The organism is Duganella sp. GW821-FHT07F09 (assembly GCF_059418705.1).
The window spans coordinates 198,281-215,894 of record NZ_JBWKQJ010000006.1 but is presented as its reverse complement, the minus strand read 5'-3'; the positions used below and the strand labels follow the sequence as shown (position 1 = coordinate 215,894).

Here is a 17,614-nt window from a genome sequence, read left to right as displayed (position 1 = left end):
GGAGGTGCCATGAACACGAAAGCCGATGACCGTGCAACGGTGTTGATCGTTGACGATACGCCGGACAATCTGACCTTGATTGCCGGTTTGTTAAAAGACCGCTACAACACCAAGGTCGCGACCAGCGGCGCGACCGCGCTGCAGATCGTCGCCTCGGCCAAGGTGGATTTGATTCTGCTAGATATCATGATGCCCGACATGGACGGCTTCGAGACCTGCCGCCGGCTGAAGGCCGATCCCGCCAGCAGCGCCATTCCCGTGTTGTTCCTGACGGCGAAAGGGCAGGCCGAGGACGAGGTGATGGGCCATAAAGCGGGCGGCGTGGATTTCCTGCGCAAGCCGGTCAGTCCGCAGCTGCTGTTCGCCCGGGTCGCAGCGCATTTGCGATAACGCAAGCAAAATTTACGTAAATGATATATATTGTTTATATTGTTGATTAATTTGGAGTAAGTATGAACAAGCCCGTAAACGGTCTGGCCAACGGAAAAGCGCCAACGACCAAAGCCGCCGCCAAGCCAGCCGCCGCAAAAATCGCCGTCACCCCGGCCGCCAAGCCAGCCGCGAAACCAGCCGCCAAGCCAGCCGCCGCAAAACCCGCGGCAGTGAAACCGGCCGCCAAACCGGCAGTCAAGGCAGCCGCCAAACCTGCAACCAAGCCCGCCGCCAAGCCAGCACCAAAAGCTGCCGCTAAACCGGCTCCTAAGGCAGCCCCTAAAGCAGCCCCTAAGGCAGCCCCTAAGGCAGCCGCCAAGCCAGCTCCAAAAGCCGCCGCCCCCAAGGCCGCCGCGCCAAAAGCTGCGCCGAAAGCGGCCGCGAAATCGCCTGTGGAAACTTCCAAAACCGCAGCCGCCAAGCCGGCCGCGCCGGATGTCGCCAAGCAGAAACTGCCAAAGGAAAAGCTGGTACGCGACAGCTTCACGATGCCCGAACAGGAATACGCGGTGCTAAGCCAGGTCAAGAAAGCCTGCCTGAAAGCCGGTTTCGAGATCAAAAAGAGCGAATTGTTACGTATCGGCGTTGCGCTGATCAGCCAGATCGACATGGCGACGTTGCAAAAAGTGCTGGCCAGCCTGCCACAGCTGAAGACCGGTCGCCCGAAGAAAGGCTGATTTAAAAACAACACTTGTGCGCATGTCACGGAACTGACATTAAGTTGTCATTTCCTTGAAGTATTCGACCGGTACGCTTGCTTCGTCTTCCACAGAAAGGATGAAGCATGCAAACCTCGATCATACAAGCGGACGTCCGAGCGACCTCCGGCAAGCTGGTGCTCAGTATGGCAAGCACGCCCGAAGAACTGCGTGAAGTACAGCGCCTGCGCTACAAGGTGTTCATCGAAACGATGGGACTGAGTTCGCTGGTGCGCGAGGATGGCCTCGACAGCGACGAATTCGACGAGCATTGCGATCATCTGATCGTGCGCGACGCCAACACCCTCAAGGTGGTGGGCACCTACCGCCTGCTGAGCGCATCGCGCGCCCGCAAAATCGGCCGTGTCTATTCCGAAGGCGAGTTCGATCTGGGCCGCCTGAACAATCTGCGCAACCGCATGGTTGAAGCGGGCCGCGCCTGCATCCATCCCGACTATCGTGGCGGCAGCGTCATCATGCTGTTGTGGTCCGGCCTGGCCGAGTACATGCGTCGCGAGAATTGCGACTATCTGGCCGGTTGCGCCAGTATCAGCCTGGCCGATGGCGGCCACAATGCCGTCGCCGTGTTCCAGTCGCTGATCGGCCAGCACATGGCTCCTTCTGAATACCGCGTCACCCCGCATCTGCCGTTCCCGTTTTCGAAGCTGGAAGCCGCGCAAAAACCGCAGGTGCCGCCGCTGCTCAAGGGCTACCTGCGTTCTGGCGCGTGGATTTGCGGCGAACCGGCATGGGACCCTGATTTCGAAAGCGCCGATTTGTTCCTGCTGCTGCCGTTGGCGAATCTGGATGGCCGCTATGCGCGTCATTACGGCGTGGCCAACGAGCCGTTGGCCGCGTAAGGTAAAGCTGAAATTCGTCTAAATTACGTAGGGCGGATTAGCGCGGAGCGCGTAATCGGCCATCGATGCGCCGCCGGCGGCTCACCGATGGCCGATTACGGCGTTCCGCCCAATCCTCCCTACGTGTATCTGCATGACGCTGGCGCCCCGTGTAAAATGGTTTATTTGCGGGGCGGCGGCGATGATATTGGACGATGAAGTAGAACGGGCCGGCTTTCAGCTGCGCCCAGCGGTGCGCCGTCGCGGCGCCGCGCCGCGGGACGCCTCCAGCACCACCGACCGCGTCGCCGAGGAGCTGCCGGTGGCGCTGGTCGTCAATGGCATATCGCATGCCGTCATGATGGTCACGCCGCGCGAGTTGCAGTCTTTCGCCGTGGGCTTCGCGCTCACCGAGGGCCTGGTGGCCCAAGCTTCCCACGTCTACGATATCGAACTGCGCGAACATGCGCGCAGCTTCGAGGTGGAAATCACCATCGCCCAGGAAGATTTTGTGCAGCTCAAGCAGCAGCGCCGTTCCATGGCGGGCCGCAGCGGTTGCGGCGTGTGCGGCATCGAGAGCCTGGAGTTGCTGGACCTGAAGCCGGCCCACATCACGGCGCCGGCGTTGCATGACGATGTGTCGTTGCCGCCGGCGATCGCGCGCGCGGCATCGGAGCTTGGCGCGCATCAGCAGTTGATGAAGGCTACGGGCGGTGTGCATGCCGCCGCGTGGTGCGATGCCGATGGTGCGGTGCTGAAGGTGTGCGAGGACGTGGGACGCCACAACGCGCTCGATAAGCTGATCGGCCATCTGGCGCTGGACGGGGTGGATATGCGGTGTGGGTTTGTCTTCATGTCGAGCCGCGCGAGCTATGAGCTGGTGCGCAAGGCGGCGCGCATGAATATTCCGATGCTGGCGACGATCTCGGCGCCAAGCACGCTGGCGATCGATATCGCCAGCGAGGCCGGGATTAAGCTGGTGAGTTTTTGTCGGCAGGATGGGTGTGTGGAGTACACCTGACGAGCCGCTGGCGGCGCTTGGCGGATTACGGCGTTCCGCCTAATCCGCCCTACGTGTCTCCGTGGTGTTTCCGGAGAGCGTCGCCATTGTGCGGTTATTCGGCCGCCGATTGATCGACTGACAGCGACAATAGCACCGGTATTGATTTCGATGTCGGCGTGCCGGCGCCGTCGGCGGTGCTGTGCAGCGGGATCAGGCCGTTCGTCTCCGGGAAGTAGGCGCCCAGGCAGCCGCGCGGAATGTCATATTCCACCAGCACGAAGCGCTCGGCGCGGCGTTCGACGGCGTCGTCCCACACGCTGACCATGTCCACATACTGACCGTTCTTCATGCCCAGCATCGCCAGATCTTCCCTGTTGATGAACACCACGCGGCGCAAGCCGAACACGCCGCGATAGCGGTCGTCCATGCCGTAGATCGTGGTGTTGTACTGGTCGTGCGAACGCGCCGTCATCAAGACCATCAAACGCTCGCCGTGCAGGGCGCGGGCGCGGTGGATCGGCGTGTCGGTATCGACCGCGTGCACCACGAATTGCGCCTTGCCGCTGGCGGTGCGCCATTCGCGCTCGCGCGAGGCCACCTTCAGGTGGAAGCCGCCCGGCTTGGCCACGCGCGCGTTGAAGTCGTAGAAGTCGTCGAACACCTTGGCGACGGCGTCGCGGATGCTGGCGTAGTCGCTGCCATAGGCGTTCCAGTCGATCTTGTCGCTGCCCAGCGTTGCATGCGCCATGCGCGCGACGATCACCGTCTCCGACAGCAGGTTGTCCGACGCCGGCTGGTTCATGCCGTACGACAGATGGACCATGCTCATCGAGTCCTCCACCGTCACGCCCTGCGGTATGCCGTTTTGCATGTCGATCTCGGTGCGGCCCAGGGTCGGCAGGATCAACGCTTCCTTGCCGAGGATCAGATGGCTGCGATTCAGTTTGGTGGCCACGTGCACCGTCAGGTCGCAGGCGCGCAGCGCGTCGAAGGTGAGGGGCGTGTCCGGCGTCGCCATGGCGAAATTGCCGCCCATGCCGAAGAAGACCTTCACTTTCCCGTCCAGCATGGCCTGGATGCTTTCGACCACGTCGTAGCCATGCCCGCGCGGCGGCTCGAAATCGAAGACCTTTTGCATGCGGTCGAGGAAGGCCTTGGTCGGCTTTTCCTCGATGCCCATGGTGCGGTCGCCCTGCACATTGGAGTGGCCGCGCACCGGGCACAGGCCCGCGCCCTTGCGGCCGATGTTCCCGCGCATCATCATCAGGTTGGACAGCATCTGGATCGTCGCCACCGCGCCCTTGTGCTGGGTCAGGCCCATGCCCCAGGTGCAGATGACGTTCTTGCCGTTGATGTAAACCTCGCTCAGTTCCTCGATCTGCGCGCGCGGCACGCCCGATTCGGCCACCAGTTGGTCCCAGTCCTGGGCGCGCAGGTCCTGCGCGAACGCTTCGAAGCCGCTGGTGTGTTCGGCGATGAAGGCGCGGTCCAGCAGGCCGGCCTGGCCGGCGGCCATGGCCTCGTCGTCGCGTTCGACCAGGCGCTTGGCCAGCGCCTTGATCAGCGCGAAGTCGCCGCCCAGCGTCGGCTGGATGAACATGGTGCTGATGGTGGTGCTCGAATTGGTCAGCATCTCCAGCGCGTGGGCCGGGCTGGTGAAGCGTTCCAGTCCGCGCTCGCGCAGCGGATTGATGGAGACGATGCGGGCGCCGCGCTTGGCGCAGTCGCGCAATTCGCCCATCATGCGCGGGTGGTTGGTGGCCGGATTCTGGCCGAAGATCAGCAAGGTGTCGGCGTGCTCGAAATCCTCCAGCGTCACCGTGCCCTTGCCGATGCCGACGGTGCCCGGCAGTCCCCGGCTGGTCGGCTCGTGGCACATATTGGAGCAGTCCGGGAAGTTGTTGGTGCCGTACATGCGCACGAACAGCTGGAACAGGAAGGCCGCCTCGTTGCCGGTGCGGCCGGAGGTGTAGAACGCGGCCTGGTTCGGATCGGGCAGGGCCTTCAGGTGGCGGGCGATCAGCGCGAAGGCGTCGTCCCAGGCGATCGGCAGGTATTTGTCGCTGGCGCGGTCGTAGACCATCGGATCGGTCAGGCGGCCATGCTGCTCGAGCTCGTAGTCGGACTGGCGCAGCAGATCGGCGACGGTGTGCGCGGCAAAGAACGCCGGCTTCACGCGCTTGCTGGTCGCTTCGGCGGCGACGGCCTTGACCCCGTTCTCGCAGAACTCGAAGGTCGACGCGTGTTCGCGGTCGGGCCAGGCGCAGCCGGGACAGTCGAACCCGTCAGGCTGGTTTTGCTTGAGCAGCGTCTTGTAGTTGCCGCCGCTGACCTTTTCGCGCACCAGGTTGATGGCCACCTGTTTCAGCGCGCCCCAGCCGCCGGCGGCGTGGTGGTACGGTTCGATGTGGCCTTCGGGTTTATCTTTTTGCATGTTGCTTTCCGGTAATATAGCTTATTTCCGAGAGTATAGTGCAGAATCGCTTTGGCGACAGAAAACAGATCAAGGATAGCGGTAAATGGATGATGAAGTAATGGCGGCCCTGATCGGGGTGCTCGAAGTGCTGTGGCGGATCGAAGCCGGGCATCCCGGCAAACCGTGCTCGCTGGCGAAGCTGAGCAAGCAGGCCCAGCGCCCGATGAGCGCGCTGCGGCGCCAGCTGCTGATGTTGGTGGAGGCGGGCTGGATCGAGCTGCGACTGGACGAGGGCGGCATCACCGGCACCGTGCGCTTGAGTGCTAGCGGACTGCAACTTTCGAACGAATTGTTCACCTGAAAAAATCACTTGCGTCCAAATCGGCAACGCCGTAGACTGGTTGTACCGTTTGGTACAACTCTGGAAAGCCCGCCATGACACGTCCGCCGCTCCCTCCCTTTACCCGCGACACCGCGATCCAGAAAGTCCGCATGGCCGAAGACGGCTGGAACACCCGCAACCCGGAAAAAGTTTCGCTGGCTTACACGGAAGATTGCCAATGGCGCAACCGCGCCGAATTCGTCACCGGCCGCGCCGACATCGTCGGCCTGCTCACGCGCAAGTGGACACGCGAGCTGGATTACCGCCTGATCAAGGAACTGTGGGCGTTCGAAGGCAACCGCATCGCGGTGCGCTTCGCCTACGAATACCACGACGATTCCGGCCAGTGGTACCGCGCCTATGGCAACGAGAACTGGGAATTCGCGCCCGACGGCCTGATGCGGCTGCGCCTGGCCAGCATCAACGAGGCGCCGATCGCGGCGGCCGAGCGCAAATTCCACTGGGACGCCAGCGGCCCGCGTCCTGCCGATCACGCCGGCCTGAGCGAGCTGGGTTTCTAGCCATGGCTAGGGTGATGGGCGAGCGCGGCGATGTGGTGCCGTTGCTGGCCGAAGTGTTTCGCACCTATGGCTTCGAGGGCGCCAGCCTGGCGCGCATCGGCGAGGGCACCGGCCTGGGCAAGGGCAGCCTCTACAATTTTTTCCCCGGCGGCAAAGAGGAAATGGCCGAGGCGGTGCTGGCCAACATCGACGGCTGGTTCCGCGACCAGGTGTTCCAGCCGCTGCGCGAGCGCGATGACGCCGGGCGGGGCGTGGCCGATATGTTCACGGCGGTCGGCCGCTATTTCCTGTCCGGCCGCAAGGTCTGCCTGGTGGGCGTGTTCGCGCTCGGCCATGAACGCGACCGCTTCGCCGTCAAGGTGCAGGCGTATTTCGCCGAATGGATAGCCGCGCTGGCGTCGGCGCTGGAGCGCGGCGGGCGCACGCCGGAGGCGGCGCGCGAACTGGCCGAGGACGCCGTCGGCGGCATCCAGGGGGCGCTGGTGCTGGCGCGGGCGGCCGGCGAGCCGGAGCTGTTCATGCGGGCGCTGGAGCGGATGCGGGCGCGGCTGGGATAGCGGCGGCTCTGTGCAACCGGTTGGCTAAACCGGCCGCCGAACCGAATCGGCTGCTGCCGGTCAAACTTGTTTTGACGGGTGCTCGCCATGACTCCTCCGCTGACCGCCGTCCTGGCCCCCGAGCTCGCTCCCGATATCCTGCTGCGGCAGATTTATCTGAACGTGCGCGACTTCGCGATCTTCACGATCGATCCGTGCGGGCTGGTCACCAGCTGGAATATCGGCGCGCAGTTGGTCTTCGGCTTTGCGCCGGAGGAAATCATCGGCAAAAGCATCGACGCCATCTTCACCTTCGAGGACATCGCGCTGGGCCAGCCGGAGTTCGAGCGGCGCACGGCGGCCGAGTGCGGCCGCGCCACCGATTACCGCTGGCACGTGCGCAAGGACCGCTCGCAGTTCTGGGCCGACGGCATCCTGACGCCGATCCCGGGCCCCACCGCGCCGGCCCCGCCCATCGGTTTCCTCAAGATCCTGCGCGACGTGACCGACCGCAAGCTGGCGCAGGACGAGATCCACCGGCTGGCGGCGATCGATGTGCTGACCGGCCTGGCCAACCGCGCCGCCTTCGACGCGCACCGGGCCGAGATGGTGGCGCTGGCCGGGCGCACCGGCCAGCTGCTGCTGTTGCTGATGATCGATCTCGACCAGTTCAAGGAGGTCAACGACCTGATGGGCCACCATGCCGGCGACCACTTGCTGCAGCAGGTGGCGCAGCGCATCCGCGCCGTCAGCCGCGAGAGCGATTTCATCGCCCGCATCGGCGGCGACGAGTTCGCGATGCTGCAGCTGCACGCGCCGTCGCCGACGTCGGGCGGAGCGCTGGCGGAAAAGCTGCTCGAGTCGCTGCGGCAGCCCTTCCTGATCGACGAGCGCGACATCCGCATCAGCGCCAGCATCGGCATCGCCGTGTGTCCGGTCGACGCCACCACGCCGGACCATCTGCTCAAGAAGGCCGATCTGGCGATGTACCACGCCAAGAACGACGGCCGCAACTGCTTCCACTATTACACGCGGGAACTCGACGAGATCGCACACCGCAAAAACGCCGACCACCGCGAATTGAAACGCATCATCACCGACAAGCTGTTCCGGCTGGTCTACCAACCCATCATCGACGCCGTCAGCGGCCGCACGGTGGCGATGGAGGCGCTGTTGCGGCTGCCGGGCCGGTTGTCGCGGCATCCGGTCGAATACGTGATCGGACTGGCGCAGGAAAGCGGCCTGTTGCCGGACGTGGGGGCGTGGGTTCTGCGGCACGCATGCGCACAGTTGCGGCAATGGCGCGACGCGGGATTCGCGCAGCTGCGCATGTGCGTCAACACGTGCGTCGACGAATTGCGCGGCGCCGACTATCAACCGCGTCTGGAGCGGGTGCTGGCCGAATCCCGGCTTTTGCCGCAGGATATAGAAATCGAGCTGACCGAGCGTGTCGCGATCGAACTCGAACGCAGCGGCAGCAATATCATTTTTCGCTTGCGCGAGCGGGGCTTCCCCTTGTCGCTCGACGATTTCGGCACCGGCTATTCGTCGCTCAGCTATCTGCGCATCCTGCCGGTGACGACCATCAAGCTCGATAAAAGTTTTCTGCACGGCGTGCCGGAGAACGCCGACGCCAAGGCGGTCGCCAGGACCGTCATCCAGCTGGCGCAGGACCTGCGCTTGCGGGTGATCGCCGAAGGCGTGGAGAGCCCGGCGCAGGCCAGCTTTCTCCAGCAACTCGGTTGCGGTGCGTTCCAGGGACATTTATATTCGCCGGCGCTGTCGGCGGAGGAGGCCACCGAGTGGCTGGCCGCCGACGGTTCAGATCAAGCCTAGATCCTGGCCTTGGGTGCCGAAAATGCGCCCCACCTGCCCCGCATCGAGACCATACATGCGCGCGAACAGGCCGCCGAACATGGCGCGGTATTCGTTGAGCACCGGGTAGTCGCGGTTCTGGAACAAGGTGTTTTGCTCCAGCCGTATCTGCTCGCCGCGCACCCTGCCGCCGGCGACGCCGCCGCCCAGCACCCAGTAGACGCTGCCGTGTCCATGATCGGTGCCACGGTTGCCGTTTTCGCGGAAGGTGCGGCCGAATTCGCTGACGACTACCACCACCGTGTCCTTCCAGTCCGGTCCCATTTCCTTCGCGTAGGCGGCCAGGCCGCGTCCCAGTTCCTCGAAGCGGCCCGCCAGATAACCGGTGGCGCCACCCTGGCCGACGTGGGTGTCCCAGCCGCCGACATCGACAAAGCCGATATTGTATTTTTCCTTCATCAGCCTGGCGACGCGGCGCGCCTCCAGCTCGAAGCCCTTGGCGGTGATGGCGTTGCGGTTGGCCGCGTCCATCTCGCCGATCATCTCCTTCATCACATCCTCGCGCACCACGAAGCCGTCGCGCACCTGCCGCGCCAGCGCGGTGTCGCCGTACATCGAGGCGATCATCTTGGCCTGGCGCGCGTCGACTCCGGGTTTGCCGATCGAGCGCAGCGCCATGTTGGGCAACTGCGCGCCGCCCTGCATGATCAGCGGCAGCTGGTCGGTGAAGGAGATGGCGCTGGCACGGTCGGTGTTCAGGGTCGCCGCCAGCCGGTTCAGGAAGCCGGAGCGGTAGTCGCGCGTGCCGTCGAGCGCCTGGCCCAGTTCTATGCTGTCCTGCGTCTCGAAGTGGCTGCGCGAGATATCCTCGGTGCCGGCGAACGGCACGAACGCCACCTGGCCGATGGTGAACAGCGGATAGATGGTCTCGCGCAGTGCCGGGTGCAGGCCCCAGTCGGCGTTGACCGGCAGCGCCGCATTGAGGTCGTCGCCCGGTCTGGGCACCGCGATGTTGGGCCGCGCCTTGTAGTAAAACTGGCTGGAGATCGGCACCAACAGGTTGGTGGCGTCGTACCCGCCGCGCATGAAGACGAACAGCAGCCGCGTCTTGCTGGCCGGCGCGGCCCACAGCTTGCCGGCCATCGTGGCGACGGGCAGGGCGGCCAGTGACTGGAGCAGGGTGCGGCGTTTCATCGTGCGTCTCCTCTTCAGCGGTGCATCAGCTCCGGCGACGACAGCAGGAAGGTGTTCCATTCCTGCGGCGACGTGGCCTGTTCGAGCACTTGGCGCGTGGGCCGGCCCAGTGTTTTTTGCAGCGTGTGGTAGTACAGCGCGTTGGCCAACTGCGGGAAGGCGGCGCGCTCGGTGGGCTGCGGGCCGTCGGTCTTGAACAGGCCCGCGTTGCCGGAGCCGATGGCCTTGGCGATTTCAAAGCGCGTCGTCATCTGGCCGGGACTGGCCCAGCCGGATTCGGTGAGCGGATAGCCGTCCGGCGTCTGGCGCCCGTACAGCGGCTCCGCCATGCGGTTGAGCCAGGACAGCATCGGGCCGGTGTTGAGGATCACCTTGTCGTCGTAGGTCAGGCGCACGGCGGAAACCACGTAGTGCACCGGGTCCTTGAATTTTCGGCCCAGCGACTGCGCGAATTCGTCGGAGGTGAACATGGTGCGCAACACCGCCGCGATGTCGCCGTCGCCGGAGAGGAAGGTCGCGGCCATGCGCTCGACCAGCGCCGCCGGCGGTTCGTCGGCGACGAAGTACACCGCCAGCTTGCGGCTGATGAAGCGCGCCGTCGCCGGGTGGCGGCTCAGGCGGTCGATCGCCTCGTCGACCTCCGCCAGCCCCCGTCCCTTGACGGCCTGGCCGAGGAATTCCTTGTCGCCGTAGTCGTGGCGGTTGGGATTGAACTCGAACAGGCCTTGCCGCACGTACTGCGCCTGCAGCTCCTTCTTCACCTTCGGTTCGCCCGTGCCCAGGTTGACGCCGACGCCGGTAAGGATGCGCGCCAGTTCCTGCACGTCGCGCTGGCTGTAGCCGCCGTCCACGCCCAAGGTGTGCAGTTCCATCAGCTCGCGCGCGTAATTCTCGTTGATGCGGTTGGCGGCGTTCTGTTCGTTGTCCAGGTAGCGGATCATGGCCGGATGGCGCAAGGTGGCGGCCAGCAGGTCGCGGAACTTGCCCAGCGCGCGCGGGCGCACCGCCTTGTCCTCGTAGTCGCCGACCAGCACGCGCAAATTGCTCTTGCCCTGGTGGACGCTGAAGTGGTTCATCCAGAACCACGTCATCTGCTCCTGCAGCTGGTTGGGCGAATACAGGTCGCGCAGCAGCGAGCGCGCCGCCGCTTCCTTGGCCACGCGGTTCAACTCCTGCTGGTAGGCCTGCTGGGCCGACTTCTTGTCGTCGTCGACTGTGATCTTGTCGATGTCCTTGCGTTGCTGGTCCAGCTCCTGGATCAGTTGCTGCAGCGGCTTTTGGGTGATCGTCATGGCGTCGATCTGCGCCTGCGCGGCCGGCGGCAGCACCGCCGGGGAAGGATGCAGCTGCCGCTCGAGCCAGGTGTCGTAGCCGAGTTTTTCGGCCTGCTGCCAGGTGCTCTGGTTGACGCCCCAGCTGACGCGGTTCAAGGCGCCGGCCAATTGGTCCGGTTTGACCGCCGAGGTGGCGGGGGCCTGGAAGGGCGTGGCGCAGCCGCCGAGGATCAGCAGCGCGGCGCAGGCGGCCAGGGATCCGATGCGCATGGACAGTGTGGGCATGGTTGTCATCATAAGGCTCTAGAGTACGCCAATCCCGGCGAACTGCTATATTTGCTATGTATCGTGTGCTACAACATGTTACCGTGGCGCGCTTCCTCCCCAATAATTAATCGACTAGGCGATAGAGAAACCATGGTCCGACACCCGCTTCGCCTTCTGTCGTTTTGCGCCGCGCTCCTGGCCGGCCACTCCGCTTTCGCGGCCGTCACGCTGCAGGTCACCTCCTCGGTGCATACCGAATCGGTCAAAGGCGTGACCAATCCGCCGGCCGATACGCGCCAGGTGATGGACGTGACGCTGTCCGACGACTACACCGCCGTGAAAATGCCCAAGGTCGAATTGATCTACGATTTCAAGTCGCGGCGCTACTACGTGCTCGATACCGTCAACAAGGTCTATGTCGACTACTCGCTGTACAGCATCGCCGGCTTCCGCACGATGGAACTGAAGAACCGCGAAAACATCACCGCCATGCTGGCCAAGGCGAAGATCGATACGCCCCTCAGCCGCCAGGTGGACCGCGAACAGGAGCTGGCGGTGGCGGACGGCGACGCGGTGAAGATCGACGAAAGCGCCGGCGACGGTACCCTGGAGTTTTCCAGCGAGGGCCGTAAGCTGGCCTCGTGGAGCAAGGCCGGCGCCAAGGTCGGCGCGGCCGACGCGGCACGCTTCGCGCAGTTCCTGCGCTACACGCAGGCGGGGCATCCGCAGCTGCTGGCCAGGCTGGCCAGGGATGGCGTCATCCCCGGCCGGTTGACGTTCACCGTCTACACCGGCGTGGGCGTGCGCACCGTCAGCATCGGCATCGCGGAAGTGAAGAGCGCGCGGCCGCCCGCTTACGATCTGAAAGGCTACGCGCCCCGCGCGGCGCAGGCGGGCGAACCGGCGGGGGAACTGGATATCATGCTCGACCGGATGGCGTCGCTCACGCCGGAGCGGCTGGCGGCGATGCGCGCGGCCCATCCCTGCGACACGGCCGCCGACTACCGCGACGACCAGTTGCTCGACACGATGCTGGGGCGTACCGAGTGTGTGCTGGCCACCGGCGAACCGATGCCGCCCTTTACGCCGGCGCAGCTGGAGAAGATGCGCGAGGACCCGGCGGTGGCGCTGATGCTGGCTTCCGTCAGCCCGAAGAACAAGGAGGAGTACGAGGGCGCGGTCAAGACGCTGGTGGAGCTGCGCAAGCAGGCGCCGCGCAAGGCCTATGTCCTCAAGCTGCTGGAGGCGAACAACCGCCTGCGGCTTGGCCAGCGCAAGGAAAGCCTGCAGCTGTTCGGCGAGGTGTTGGAAGCCAATCCGGTGTTGGGTGGCGCGTACAAGGATCTGGGGGACTTGCTGCTGTTGACCGGCGATAGCCCGCGCGCGTGGCGCAGCTGGGACATCGGACGCGGCATCGCGCCGAAGGTGCCGAACTTCACGGCCGTCAATGACTTCGAGGCGCAGCTGCTAAAGCGGCATCCTGAATTCTTTTGATTGGGTTTCGATGGAGCCGGTGTGGCTCGTAGGGGACTTAATGCTGCGTTCAGCGGGGTTTGGGCTGACGCGTTGGTGCATTAAGGGGGCGCCGGTACCGCATGCCGGCGCCTGGCATGGCAAGATCAGCTGAGCTGCTCAATGCATTGAAGCGGTCGACAGATCTTTCAATTCCCGTATGCTGATCTCTGACTTTTCATGCATACGCAGCAAAATCGTGGCTCCAACTGCCAGCTTGCGGTGTCGGATTTTGCTGATGATGGGAGGCTGCACTTCCAAAACTCGGCACAATTCGGCGTCGTTTTTTAAGTTCATTTTTTCGATCAAGGTATCAAGCAACTTGTTCGGGACAAAGCTGGATGGTTCCAGCGCCCGAGCACGATTCATGGCCTCGATCAGTTCCAGCTTTTTTTGCCGTACGTTCATGATTTGCTCCTCCTTTGCTCAAACGTGTCAATAAAGACGTTTCCCAGCAAGGCTAGCGCCCACATTTTTGATCCGAATGTGGCACGCGACTCAACATTCTTGATAACCATGCAAGTTAATTTAAATAATACTACTTTGCGCGGAAAATTGCTGGGTTTAACAAATGAATTATCTTGTTTATTGCTTAAACGGGTTGACGTTTGTTGTTTCTTGTATGCAGCTTTTCGATAGTTGTAGGACTTTGTCTGTCATTTCGGCGGCAATGCGGGAGTGGGTCACCATAATGGCGCACGCGCCGGTCGATTTGATTTCGCGCCGTAACAAGGTGAGGATGCTGTGCGCGGTGTCCGGATCGAGGTTGCCGGTCGGCTCGTCGGCCAGCACCAGCGCCGGACGGTGCACCAGCGCGCGGGCGATCGCCACGCGCTGCATTTCGCCGCCGGAGAGCTGGTGCGGAAAGTCGTCGCCGCGCCCGCCCAGGCCGACGGCGTCCAGCATCTCCGCCGCGCGCGCGGTCGGCAGGCCGTTGAGCAGCAGCGGCAGCGCGACGTTTTGCAGCAAGGTCAGATGCGGCAGCACATGGAAGGCCTGGAAGATGAAGCCCATGCGCGCGCGCCGCAGTTTGGTGGCGGCGTCGTCGTCGAGCCCCGACATCGGCACGCCGTCGACGATGATCGGCGATTCGCCCGGGGCCGCGCCGGGGGCGGCATCGGGGGTATCGAGGCCGGCGATGAGGTTGAGCAGCGTCGATTTGCCGACGCCGGAGTCGCCCATGATGGAGACGAATTCGCCCGCCTTGAAGGTCCACGAGAGGTTCGACAGCACCGGACGGCCGCTGGCATAGGATTTGGACAGGTTGCGCAGTTCGAGCATGGGACAGAGCTCCTGTAAGGAAGCGGATTAGCGCGTGAGCGCGCGGCGCATCGCGAAGCTGATGGCGTCCACCAGCGCGACCAGCAGCAGCATGGCGATGATGACGGTGGCGGCCTTCTGCATCTGGAACAGCGACAGGTGATATTTGAGCATCTGCCCCAGGCCGCCGGCGCCGACCACGCCGAGGATGGCGGCGGCGCGGATATTGTTCTCCCAGCGGTACAAGGTATAGGACAGCATCTGCGGCAGCGTTTGCGGCAAGGTCGCGTAGAAGAAGGCGCTGGTGGCGGAGGCGCCGTTGGTGCGCAGGCTTTGCTCGGGCAGCGGGGCGGCGTTTTCCAGCGCATCGGCGAACAGGCGCCCCAGCACGCCGGCGGTGTGCGCGGCCAGCGCCAGCGTGCCGGCGAACGGTCCCAGGCCGGCGGCGATCAGCAGGATCGAGGCCCACACCAGTTCCGGGATCGAGCGCAGCACATTGAGCACGGCCCGAACCAGCGCGCGCGGCGCGCGGCCGAAGCGGCCCGACGCCGGCAGCGACAACGCCAGCCCGGCGGCCACCGCCAGCAAGGTGCCCAGCGCCGACATCGACATCGTTTCTATCGTGGCCCACGCGGTCTTGGCCAGGAAGCGGGGCGACAGGTCCGGCGGCGCGAAGCCGGCCAGCAGTTCGACCACGCTGTTGACCGCGTCGGCGGTGAAGAACTCGCGCCATTTCAGCGGCAGCGCGGCGAAGCTGGCCACGATCAGCACCACCACCAGCGCCATCAGCGCCAGCACGGTCCAGTCGCGGGCCGGTGGTTTTAGCATATCCGTATTCGGTTTGACGCCGTTCATCCGAGCCGCCCGCGCAGGATTTTGGAGAACAGGTCCGCCAGCGCGACCAGCGCCACGAACACCAGCAACATCGAGGACACCTCGGCGCCGGCCAGCATTTTCATCGATTCATCCATGCGCTGACCGAGGCCGCCGGCGCCGACAAAGCCCATCACCACCGAGCCGCGTATCGCGCATTCCCAGCGGTAGACCGTGTACGACATCAGTTCCGACGCCGATTCCGGCAGGGCGCCGTACAGCAGCGCGCCCAGCCTGCCGCTGCCGTTGGCCATCAGGGTGTCGGTGGCGTGGGAGTCGGACGACTCCAGGATTTCGGCGTAGACCTTGCCCAGCATGCCGCAGTAGGTGAGGGCGATGGCCAGCACGCCGGCGGTGGGGCCGAGGCCGATGATGCGCACGAACAGCAGCGCCCACACCAGCTCCGGCACGCTGCGCAACAACACCAGCAGCCAGCGCACGCCCTGGCGCAGCAGTTTGGCCGGAAGGCGCATGCGCCCCGTGCCCAGCGCGGATATCGACAGCTTTTCGTTGATGATCAGGGTGGCGGGGATGGCGCCCAGCAGCGCCAGCGCCAGTCCGGCGGTGGCGATGGCGACGGTCTGCCAGGTTTCGCGCAGCAGCATTTGCAGGAATTCGGCGCCGTGCGCGGGCACCAGGAAGTCCGACAGGAAGCGCCCGGTGGCCGACAGGCTTTGCCAATCCCACAGTATCCACGGCTTGAATTCGCTGACGACCAGCATCGGCCACAGGACGATGACGGCGACCGCGCAGGCGATGAGCCGGCCGCGCCAGGCCGGATCGGCGTGCAGACTGGGTGGAAAGACGGCCATTACAGACAAGCGCCGATGCCCAGCTTGACGGCCAGCGCCTCATGTTCCGGCGGCGGGGCGCTGATGGTTTGCTCGCCTTGATACAGCTCGTCGATCATCTGTTGCGTGACTTGCGCGCGCGGCAGGTCGAATTCGATGCGGCCGTTGCGCAGGGCGACGATGCGCGGGAAGTGACGCAACGCCAGCTCGACCTGGTGCAGGCTGCAAATCAGGGTGGCGCCGCGCGACGTGGCTTCCTCGCGCAAGACGGCCAGGGTCAGCTCGGACAGCGCGGGATCGAGCGCGGACAGCGGCTCGTCCACCAGCAGGGCCTTGGCCGGCGACAGCAGCAGGCGCGCCAGGCCGCAGCGCTGGCGCTCGCCGCCGGACAGGCGGTCGACGCGCGAATACAGTTTGTCGCCGAGGTTGAAGCGCGACAGCGCCTGCCACGCGGCTTGCGGGTCGGCGGGTTTGAACAGCGAAACGAGCGCGCGCCACACGCTCCATTGCGGCAGGCGCGCGGCCAGCACCGCCGTCACCACGCGCTGGCGCGGCGGCAGCGGCGGCGTTTGCGGCGCCAGGAACAACTGCGCGCGCAGGCGGTGGCGCGCGGCTTCGTTCAATGCCCACGGATCGGCGCCGAAGGCTTCGAAACCGCCTTCGGCCGGCCGCTGGGCGCATGCCAGGGTCGCCAGCAACGTCGTCTTGCCGGCGCCGGAAGGACCGATCAGCGCCAGTTGCTCGCCCTGTTCCACCGTCAGTGAGATCGCGTGCAGGGCCGGAGCCGCAGCGGCAGCCGATGCGCCAACGTGGCGCACCGTCAGGTTCCGCAATTGGTAGGTCGGCATGAAGTACTTTTAAACCTTACTTCTTCAGCAGGCCGGCGTTCCGGGCGGCCGCTTCGATGGCGGTGTAGTTCTCGGCCTTGGTCGGGATGAACTTCGAGGCGCGCTGCAGATCCATGATGATCTTGTCCTGCGGGTTCTTCGGATCGAGGGCCAGGAAGGCGTCGGTGATCTTCTTCTTCAGGTCCGCGCTCATGTCGGTGCGCACGGTCCAGTTGTAGTCGTAGTAGCCCGGGGTGGTGTAGAACACGCGCACCACGGCCGGATCGACCTTCTTCTCGGCGACCAGTTTTTCCCAGACCGAGATATTGAGCGCGCCGGCATCGACCTTGCCGCCGGCGACAGCGGCGACGGTGGCGTCATGCGCGCCGGAGAAGGCGATGCGTTTCAGATCGCTGTCCGGATCGATTTTCGCGGCCAGCAGGAAGGAGCGCGGCATCAGGTGGCCCGAGGTCGACGACTCCGAACCGAAGCTCAGCGTGCGGCCTTTGAGGTCTTCCAGCTTGTTGATGTCCTTGTTGGTGGTAATGAACACCGAGCGGAATTTTTCATCTTCGGCGCGCTGCACCAGCGGCGTGACCTGGTTCTTGCTGCGGTCCTTGGCCTGCACGAAGGTGAAGCCGCCGAACCAGACCATGTCCACTTTTTTGTTGATCAGCGCTTCGACCGACGCCGCGTAATCGGTGACGGGGGTGAATTCGACCTTCATGCCGGTCTTCTGCTCCAGGTACTCGCCCAGCGGCTTGAACTTGCGCTGCAGTTCGGTCGGCGCCTCGTCCGGGATGGCGGATACGCGCAGCACGCGGTCGGCGGATTGCGCCTGGGAATGGGCGGCGGCCAGCAGCAGGCCGGCGGCCAGCAGGGATTTGAGCGTGTTCATCGGGGAAAATTTCATCGTCGGTGCCTTATGTAAAGGATTTATGTTTCTATTTATATGCCTGTAACTCTGTCGAAAG

Annotated in this window: 18 protein-coding genes; 9 read left to right on the top strand and 9 right to left on the bottom strand. The window is 64.4% G+C overall.

The features are described 5' to 3' along the window. Positions 1–9 precede the first annotated feature (9 nt). The 4 genes from AC07P1_RS17600 (at position 10) to fdhD (ending at position 2,990) form a co-directional block, all read left to right on the top strand. Positions 10–390, top strand: a complete 381-nt coding sequence (locus AC07P1_RS17600) for a response regulator (RefSeq protein WP_315218365.1) — start codon at positions 10–12, stop codon at positions 388–390. A gap of 62 nt (positions 391–452) precedes the next feature. Beyond that, positions 453–1,109 (top strand): hypothetical protein, encoded by a 657-nt coding sequence (locus AC07P1_RS17595; RefSeq protein WP_494697036.1) that lies wholly within the window; start codon positions 453–455, stop codon positions 1,107–1,109. 107 nt (positions 1,110–1,216) lie between these two features. Then, positions 1,217–1,990 (top strand): GNAT family N-acetyltransferase, encoded by a 774-nt coding sequence (locus tag AC07P1_RS17590; RefSeq protein ID WP_494697035.1) that lies wholly within the window; start codon positions 1,217–1,219, stop codon positions 1,988–1,990. Positions 1,991–2,171: 181 nt separating this feature from the next. Next, on the top strand, positions 2,172–2,990 hold the full coding sequence (gene fdhD, locus AC07P1_RS17585) for a formate dehydrogenase accessory sulfurtransferase FdhD (protein WP_494697034.1): 819 nt from the start codon (positions 2,172–2,174) through the stop codon (positions 2,988–2,990). A gap of 94 nt (positions 2,991–3,084) precedes the next feature. Here fdhD and AC07P1_RS17580 read toward each other — a convergent pair whose 3' ends face one another. Then, positions 3,085–5,406: an FdhF/YdeP family oxidoreductase gene (locus tag AC07P1_RS17580; RefSeq protein WP_494697033.1), complete on the bottom strand. Its 2,322-nt coding sequence runs from the start codon at positions 5,404–5,406 to the stop codon at positions 3,085–3,087. 85 nt (positions 5,407–5,491) lie between these two features. On the opposite strand from AC07P1_RS17580, the gene AC07P1_RS17575 reads away from it, so the two are divergent. The 4 genes from AC07P1_RS17575 (at position 5,492) to AC07P1_RS17560 (ending at position 8,663) form a co-directional block, all read left to right on the top strand. Beyond that, positions 5,492–5,749, top strand: coding sequence for an ArsR family transcriptional regulator (locus AC07P1_RS17575; RefSeq protein ID WP_494697032.1), 258 nt, complete (start codon positions 5,492–5,494; stop codon positions 5,747–5,749). 74 nt (positions 5,750–5,823) lie between these two features. Beyond that, on the top strand, positions 5,824–6,291 hold the full coding sequence (locus tag AC07P1_RS17570) for a nuclear transport factor 2 family protein (RefSeq protein ID WP_494697031.1): 468 nt from the start codon (positions 5,824–5,826) through the stop codon (positions 6,289–6,291). A 2-nt stretch (positions 6,292–6,293) separates the two neighbouring features. Then, entirely contained in the window at positions 6,294–6,848 is a 555-nt protein-coding gene (locus AC07P1_RS17565) for a TetR/AcrR family transcriptional regulator (RefSeq protein ID WP_494697030.1), read from the top strand. 87 nt (positions 6,849–6,935) lie between these two features. Beyond that, positions 6,936–8,663, top strand: a complete 1,728-nt coding sequence (locus AC07P1_RS17560) for a putative bifunctional diguanylate cyclase/phosphodiesterase (RefSeq protein WP_494697029.1) — start codon at positions 6,936–6,938, stop codon at positions 8,661–8,663. On the opposite strand, the gene AC07P1_RS17555 is transcribed toward AC07P1_RS17560, so the two are convergent. Both AC07P1_RS17555 and AC07P1_RS17550 read right to left on the bottom strand, forming a co-directional pair. Next, positions 8,649–9,836, bottom strand: a complete 1,188-nt coding sequence (locus tag AC07P1_RS17555) for a DUF1501 domain-containing protein (RefSeq protein ID WP_494697028.1) — start codon at positions 9,834–9,836, stop codon at positions 8,649–8,651. The two genes, AC07P1_RS17560 and AC07P1_RS17555, sit on opposite strands and share 15 nt — an antisense overlap. 14 nt (positions 9,837–9,850) lie before the next feature. Continuing rightward, positions 9,851–11,395 (bottom strand): DUF1800 domain-containing protein, encoded by a 1,545-nt coding sequence (locus AC07P1_RS17550; RefSeq protein ID WP_494697027.1) that lies wholly within the window; start codon positions 11,393–11,395, stop codon positions 9,851–9,853. Between the two features lie 132 nt (positions 11,396–11,527). Between AC07P1_RS17550 and AC07P1_RS17545 the strand changes: the two genes are divergently transcribed. Then, complete coding sequence (locus tag AC07P1_RS17545; RefSeq protein WP_494697026.1) at positions 11,528–12,871, top strand: hypothetical protein; 1,344 nt, start codon at positions 11,528–11,530, stop codon at positions 12,869–12,871. A gap of 138 nt (positions 12,872–13,009) precedes the next feature. Here the strand turns inward: AC07P1_RS17545 and AC07P1_RS17540 are convergent, their stop codons facing one another. The 6 genes from AC07P1_RS17540 to AC07P1_RS17515 all read right to left on the bottom strand — a co-directional run bounded on the left by AC07P1_RS17540 (position 13,010) and on the right by AC07P1_RS17515 (position 17,553). Beyond that, a complete protein-coding gene (locus AC07P1_RS17540) occupies positions 13,010–13,297 on the bottom strand; it encodes a hypothetical protein (RefSeq protein WP_090320664.1) in 288 nt (95 codons plus the stop codon). Between the two features lie 177 nt (positions 13,298–13,474). Further along, the gene (locus tag AC07P1_RS17535) at positions 13,475–14,170 is read right to left on the bottom strand and encodes an ABC transporter ATP-binding protein (RefSeq protein ID WP_494697025.1); all 696 of its coding nucleotides are present in this window, start codon (positions 14,168–14,170) and stop codon (positions 13,475–13,477) included. Between the two features lie 27 nt (positions 14,171–14,197). Beyond that, positions 14,198–14,977: a phosphonate ABC transporter, permease protein PhnE gene (gene phnE / locus AC07P1_RS17530; protein WP_494697024.1), complete on the bottom strand. Its 780-nt coding sequence runs from the start codon at positions 14,975–14,977 to the stop codon at positions 14,198–14,200. 23 nt (positions 14,978–15,000) lie between these two features. After that, the gene (locus AC07P1_RS17525) at positions 15,001–15,834 is read right to left on the bottom strand and encodes a PhnE/PtxC family ABC transporter permease (protein WP_494697023.1); all 834 of its coding nucleotides are present in this window, start codon (positions 15,832–15,834) and stop codon (positions 15,001–15,003) included. Further along, complete coding sequence (locus tag AC07P1_RS17520) at positions 15,834–16,661, bottom strand: phosphonate ABC transporter ATP-binding protein (protein WP_494697022.1); 828 nt, start codon at positions 16,659–16,661, stop codon at positions 15,834–15,836. The genes AC07P1_RS17525 and AC07P1_RS17520 overlap by 1 nt, the downstream gene beginning before the upstream one ends. Positions 16,662–16,677: 16 nt before the next feature. Continuing rightward, a complete protein-coding gene (locus tag AC07P1_RS17515; RefSeq protein WP_494697021.1) occupies positions 16,678–17,553 on the bottom strand; it encodes a putative selenate ABC transporter substrate-binding protein in 876 nt (291 codons plus the stop codon). Between the last annotated feature and the right edge of the window lie 61 nt (positions 17,554–17,614).

Excerpts from the sequence above, each read along its gene's own strand:
- AC07P1_RS17520 (WP_494697022.1), bottom strand. The coding sequence starts at position 16,661 with ATGCCGACCTACCAATTGCGGAACCTGACGGTGCGCCACGTTGGCGCA.
- AC07P1_RS17515 (WP_494697021.1), bottom strand. The coding sequence starts at position 17,553 with ATGAAATTTTCCCCGATGAACACGCTCAAATCCCTGCTGGCCGCCGGC.
- AC07P1_RS17600 (WP_315218365.1), top strand. The coding sequence starts at position 10 with ATGAACACGAAAGCCGATGACCGTGCAACGGTGTTGATCGTTGACGAT.
- AC07P1_RS17580 (WP_494697033.1), bottom strand. The coding sequence starts at position 5,406 with ATGCAAAAAGATAAACCCGAAGGCCACATCGAACCGTACCACCACGCC.
- AC07P1_RS17525 (WP_494697023.1), bottom strand. The coding sequence starts at position 15,834 with ATGGCCGTCTTTCCACCCAGTCTGCACGCCGATCCGGCCTGGCGCGGC.
- AC07P1_RS17545 (WP_494697026.1), top strand. The coding sequence starts at position 11,528 with ATGGTCCGACACCCGCTTCGCCTTCTGTCGTTTTGCGCCGCGCTCCTG.
- AC07P1_RS17570 (WP_494697031.1), top strand. The coding sequence starts at position 5,824 with ATGACACGTCCGCCGCTCCCTCCCTTTACCCGCGACACCGCGATCCAG.
- AC07P1_RS17565 (WP_494697030.1), top strand. The coding sequence starts at position 6,294 with ATGGCTAGGGTGATGGGCGAGCGCGGCGATGTGGTGCCGTTGCTGGCC.
- AC07P1_RS17590 (WP_494697035.1), top strand. The coding sequence starts at position 1,217 with ATGCAAACCTCGATCATACAAGCGGACGTCCGAGCGACCTCCGGCAAG.
- AC07P1_RS17575 (WP_494697032.1), top strand. The coding sequence starts at position 5,492 with ATGGATGATGAAGTAATGGCGGCCCTGATCGGGGTGCTCGAAGTGCTG.
- AC07P1_RS17560 (WP_494697029.1), top strand. The coding sequence starts at position 6,936 with ATGACTCCTCCGCTGACCGCCGTCCTGGCCCCCGAGCTCGCTCCCGAT.
- AC07P1_RS17555 (WP_494697028.1), bottom strand. The coding sequence starts at position 9,836 with ATGAAACGCCGCACCCTGCTCCAGTCACTGGCCGCCCTGCCCGTCGCC.
- phnE (WP_494697024.1), bottom strand. The coding sequence starts at position 14,977 with ATGCTAAAACCACCGGCCCGCGACTGGACCGTGCTGGCGCTGATGGCG.
- AC07P1_RS17550 (WP_494697027.1), bottom strand. The coding sequence starts at position 11,395 with ATGCCCACACTGTCCATGCGCATCGGATCCCTGGCCGCCTGCGCCGCG.
- AC07P1_RS17595 (WP_494697036.1), top strand. The coding sequence starts at position 453 with ATGAACAAGCCCGTAAACGGTCTGGCCAACGGAAAAGCGCCAACGACC.
- AC07P1_RS17540 (WP_090320664.1), bottom strand. The coding sequence starts at position 13,297 with ATGAACGTACGGCAAAAAAAGCTGGAACTGATCGAGGCCATGAATCGT.
- AC07P1_RS17535 (WP_494697025.1), bottom strand. The coding sequence starts at position 14,170 with ATGCTCGAACTGCGCAACCTGTCCAAATCCTATGCCAGCGGCCGTCCG.
- fdhD (WP_494697034.1), top strand. The coding sequence starts at position 2,172 with ATGATATTGGACGATGAAGTAGAACGGGCCGGCTTTCAGCTGCGCCCA.